5 protein-coding genes are annotated in these 4928 nt (G+C 50.1%); 3 read left to right on the forward strand and 2 right to left on the reverse strand.

Going from position 1 to position 4928, the window contains the following annotated elements:
• Both ACLQ7H_RS17715 and ACLQ7H_RS17720 read right to left on the reverse strand, forming a co-directional pair.
• Positions 1-718, reverse strand: a 718-nt coding sequence (locus tag ACLQ7H_RS17715) for a p-hydroxyphenylacetate 3-hydroxylase reductase component (protein WP_411753790.1), incomplete at its 3' end; no start/stop codon positions are given.
• Between the two features lie 340 nt (positions 719-1058).
• Complete coding sequence (locus ACLQ7H_RS17720) at positions 1059-1652, reverse strand: TetR/AcrR family transcriptional regulator (protein WP_411753791.1); 594 nt, start codon at positions 1650-1652, stop codon at positions 1059-1061.
• Between the two features lie 233 nt (positions 1653-1885).
• Here ACLQ7H_RS17720 and aroH point away from each other — a divergent pair, with 233 nt between their 5' ends.
• From aroH to ACLQ7H_RS17735, 3 genes are all read left to right on the forward strand, one after another.
• Entirely contained in the window at positions 1886-2293 is a 408-nt protein-coding gene (gene aroH / locus ACLQ7H_RS17725) for a chorismate mutase (RefSeq protein WP_411753792.1), read from the forward strand.
• 35 nt (positions 2294-2328) lie between these two features.
• On the forward strand, positions 2329-3825 hold the full coding sequence (locus ACLQ7H_RS17730) for an FAD-binding oxidoreductase (protein ID WP_411753793.1): 1497 nt from the start codon (positions 2329-2331) through the stop codon (positions 3823-3825).
• A gap of 30 nt (positions 3826-3855) precedes the next feature.
• The coding region (locus ACLQ7H_RS17735; protein WP_411753794.1) for a hypothetical protein at positions 3856-4928 on the forward strand (1073 nt) is incomplete at its 3' end.

Genomic DNA, 4928 nt, shown 5'->3' on the forward strand with positions numbered 1-4928 from the left:
CCATTTCTGCCAGCAGGCAGGCTTTATCAAGGCAGGCGTCGCTGTCTAGCACCAGCAGCATTCTGGCCTCGCTGGCTCGCAACCCGGTGGAGAGTTGCTTGGGCTGGTAGCTGCTTTGATAGCTGCGTAGCGCCTGGGTGAGCAAGTAGAAGACGTTGTTATTCAAGCGTTCCTGTCTGGCGCTGCCTACTGGGTTCTGTGCAACGCGCTCCACCACCTGCGGATAAGGCAGCACCATGGAGTAGGATCCTTGGTGATACACCAGCGGGGCGCGGCCCAGATCGTCAAACGCCACCACTTTACCAATCAGGATCCAGTGGTCACCACCGTCAACCTGCTGATATTTCTCACACTGAAAGCGTGCGGCACAGTGGGTAAGCAAAGGTACGTCACCCGCGCCGACCTCCACCTCAATCCCGGCAAATTTATCCTCGCTGGGGCGGGCAAAGCGATTGGAAATATCCATCTGATCGGCGGCCAGCACATTAATGGCGAAGTGACTGGCCTGCTCAAAGATTGAGTAGCTGCCGGAGCGTTTATCAATGCTCCACAAGACCAACGGCGGATCCAGTGATACCGAGTTAAAGCTGTTGGCCGTGACTCCCACGCGGGTGCCATCGGCTGTTGCCGCTGTCACTACCGTCACGCCGGTCGCGAAATTGCCCAGCGCACGCCGGAATGCGCGGGGATCCAGGGCTGGTTCTGTGTGATGTGTCATTAAATAGGAACTCCTGCTCGTTACACCATCGTTGGATCGGGCTCTAAACCCATCAACTCGCGGCCTCATATCTGTGCCCGGTACTTTTCGTTCGCTTTCTGCCTGTGCGGCATTGGCAGCGATAAGTGGCAGAATGGGCAGTAATTTTTCCAGCATCGGGTTGCTAGTTTTCATCAGTTGGTTCCCTCGGTAGGGGTGGGCGTGGGATGAGTATGCGCAAGGTGATTTAAAGGAATGTAACGTTCAGGTAAAAATTGTACTTTTCATATTAAATATTGAGGGTGTGATCTGGCGGCGGGTTCCGAGGGGGTTAATGTTTATACCTGGGATGCTTGCACGCTTATGTAAGCGGGAGAGCGGCCATTGCTGGATCTATCAAACGTGTGAGCGCAGTACGTGAGACGCCATCGCGGGCTTGAAATGAAATAGTCTGCGTTAGCCCTAAAAAATAGGAAGCGAGCACTTTGACATCGGTATTCGCAGGGAGATCCCCTTCCATCACGCCTCGTTCAAGACGGGCATGGATCATAGCCAATGTTTTGCGGCGCGCATTTTTAAGGTATGCCCATACCTCATGGTTTTCAGCAAAATTATTCACTACGCCTAACACAATGAGGCACCCTCCGGATTCATTGGATGTAGCGACATCAATAGTGCATTTAAGCATGGCTTTTAATCCTGCACGTGCCGTCTTGGCAGTATTGAGAGCATGTGCTGATTTGCACCCTATAGTCTCAATATACAGGTCAACGGCCTCACAAAATGCCGCTTTTTTGTTACCGAAAGCTGCATAGAAACTGGGTGGATTGATCCCCATTGCTGTTGTGAGATCAACCAATTGTGCTCCCTCATAACCTTTCGACCAGAACACCTCCATCGCACGTTTGAGTGCTAGCCCTCGATCAAAACTAAGAGGTCTTCCTCTTACCGACATGCCTTTTTTACCTCACTTTATTTCTGTAGTGGTAATAACATAATTCACTTGATTGAATTTGGCAAGGGTGTTAGGTTTTTGTAATTGTTATTACAGAAATGGATAAAAACCTGATAATGCATCGTCTTTTCGCGGTTCAAAGAATTAGCAACGGCTAGCTGCATAGCGCTGATTTCGACCGCTGACCGGTGGACGCCAATACCATTGCTTTGTCACAAAATTGAGGGATCGATATGCGCAAACAGACAAGGAGGATAGGTTGTTGCTCTTCTCAACTCCGTACGATAAGAGGGGCCATACAAATCGCATCCGATACGCCTGATTTGATTGCGTCAGGTACCTCGGCCTTAATTAGCCAACTCGTTACTCGCAATAGTTTGCGTCATGCAGACTTGATTAGTTTCATTTTCACCGTTACCCCGGATTTGACTAGCGAGCTTCCCCCTCTGGCGGCTCAAGAAGCGGGTTGGGGAAGGATCCCTATGCTATGTGCTGCGGAACTCCCCACCCAGATAATGATCCCCAGAGTGATCCGTTTGCTCGCTCATGTGAATTGGCGCAAACGTCATGGTGAACCACTTCACATCTTTCTGCCTGGCACTATAGCCGTTCGGCCAGTGCAGGATTTAAGTTGTCCTTAAATCGGACTACGACGCTTTCTCAAGGATAAATGTTGATGGATCAAATTAATAGAAGTTCGCAACCGATAAATTTCACGGCACTACAACAGGTGCTGGTTCAGGTTGAGCAACTGATCGGCGAGGAGAATTTAACCTATAATAAGCCAATGAGCTCACTGCCCTTGCCCCCGCAACGCAATGTCAGTCAATTCAGATCACGCGCTATTCATGCCGTCATTCGTCCCCATACGGTGAAACAGGTTCAGCAGATTATTCGCCTGTTCAATCAATTCAAAACACATATCGGTCTACACGCGATAAGCACAGGGAAAAACTGGGGCCTAGGGTCTGCGCAACCAGCCACGGATGGTGTTGTATTGATGGACCTTGGGCATTTGAAGGCCCAACGAGCCATCGACAGTTCGTCAGGATGGGCAGTGATTGAACCTGGTGTCACACAGCTTGAATTATTCCAGACACTGGTTGGCACAGAACGGATGCTCAATGTAACAGCCTCATCGGGGCATACCAGCGTACTTGGCAATGCGCTTGATCGGGGCGTTGGGCTACAACGTCAGCGGACTGAAGATATTGCCGGTTTAGAAGTTGTACTTCCGGACGGCGAGTTGATCCGAGTGGGGTGGTGGCCAGAGACCTTAAAGAAAACAGCGGTTAATATTAATGGGTTGGGCCCTTCGTTATTGCCACTGTTTACACAATCGAATCTTGGAATTGTCACTGCTGCGGTGGTCAAATTATTACCTCGGCCAGAAGCTCAATGTGTATTGAGATTGAGTTTTCCGCAGGAAAATATTCACCCGGCTATTTCGGTATTACGACGTTGGTTCGCGCAGGATCTTGTCTCCGGCGTGCTTAAAATTTATGACGCTGTTTCTACTGAGTCGTATGGGGGGATGCCCGGGCAACATCTGGTATTGCTATGCGTTTCTGGCACCGAACGGCGGGTGGACGCTATCACACAAGTACTTCTTGACGAAGTCGCTGAAAGCAAGCAATTCACCCAAGTAACCCGGTCAGATGCTGCGCCTGCAGCAGCTAATGACTTTGTGCTACAGGTTGTCGAACATGCATATGCGGGCGATCCTTCTTATAACGAAAAAATGCTGAAATCTGCAGTTGGCCAAGATGCCACACAGGTGGATCCTGCGGGTAGCGGCTGGTTATTCTTCCTTCCTTTTATTCCCTTCAATAGCGATGCCATTGTTAAGGCTTTTACGCTGATCGACATCATCTACGAAAAAACCGGCATACGTGCTGGTACGACGGTGAATGCGCTTTCCGCTGACCTTATCGACCTGGTGGTATCGCTGCGTTTTGAACCCAATCAGGAAGAGATTACACAAGCCCATCAAGCGTTGGATCTGGCCTATGAGTTATTTACTGAGGCTGGATTTTATCCTTACAGATTAGATATTGATCATTCACATTGGAAGGGCCTGCTAGAACGGGACCTACCATCACATCAGTTGGTATTACGCATCAAGCAAATGCTTGACCCGAATTCAATTATCGCACCGGGTCGTTATGCCTAACGGGCCGTGACCTATCAGGAGCAAAACACCATGATTGCTATCACGACGGGGACTCAGCGTCTCTCCGAAATCCCATCCACTGTTGACGACATACTTCATCGAGCCCGGCAGATCGTTCCTCTGTTACGTGAATATTCGGCATCAATTGAAGAACAACGCTGTTTGCCGAAAGTCGTTGTGGATCTGTTGCGAGACTCAGGGGTTTTCCGGGCTGCTATGCCAAAAGCCTGGGGAGGGCCAGAGCTGACGTCGGTGCAACAAACCGAACTGGTTGAAATAATTGCGACAGGTGATGTGTCTGCCGCCTGGTGCAGCATGATAGGCATGGATTCCGGTATTTATTCTGGATTTTTCCCTGATGAGATTGCTCGCCAAATCTACCCATCGTTGGATATGGCGAATTCGGGGTGGATCCATCCTCATGGACAGGCAGAACGGGTTCCCGGTGGCTTCAAAATCAGTGGTCAATGGCGCTTTAGCAGCGGTGTTACGCATTGTGATGTCCTGGTTGCAGGCTGTTTCGTTTACAAAGATGGTGTATTGGAGCCAGATGCACAGACGGGGGAAGCAAAACAGTGGCGTGTGATGGTGGCTACGCCAGCAGATTTTCAAATAAACGACACTTGGTTTACTACTGGGCTTGCGGGTAGCGGCAGTCTCGATTATTCAGCGACGCAGTTGTTTATTCCGGATGAACGTAGTTTCTCTTTCTCCAGGCCTTATAAACAGGGGCCTCTCCATTGCAGCCCAGACGCAATATTACGAAAAATGCCAGGTGTCCCACTGGGGATGGCTCGCGCTTGTCTGGATTATGTGCGTAGCCAGGTGGCTGAACGGAACGATAGGGAAACGGGTATCCCCTGGAGAGATGACGTTCGTGTGCAATCGGCGATATCCCGTGCAGAAATGGATCTGGCGGCTGCGCGTAGCAGCGTTTACTCCAGCCTGGATAGGCAGTGGCAAAAATTAGTAAACCAGGAGGTTTTTTCTCTAGATGATCGTGTGATCACCGCCTTAGCCCGTTACAACGCATTTCGCATCAGCAGAAATATTGTACTAACCCTGTATGACTTGATGGGGGGATCTTCCGTATACAAGCGCTC

The organism is Serratia sp. (in: enterobacteria), from assembly GCF_046715635.1.
Lineage (GTDB): Bacteria > Pseudomonadota > Gammaproteobacteria > Enterobacterales > Enterobacteriaceae > Chania.

Bases quoted from the DNA above. Each gene is read 5' to 3' on its own strand.
- ACLQ7H_RS17720 (WP_411753791.1), bottom strand. From the start codon at position 1,652: ATGTCGGTAAGAGGAAGACCTCTTAGTTTTGATCGAGGGCTAGCACTC.
- aroH (WP_411753792.1), top strand. From the start codon at position 1,886: ATGCGCAAACAGACAAGGAGGATAGGTTGTTGCTCTTCTCAACTCCGT.
- ACLQ7H_RS17730 (WP_411753793.1), top strand. From the start codon at position 2,329: ATGGATCAAATTAATAGAAGTTCGCAACCGATAAATTTCACGGCACTA.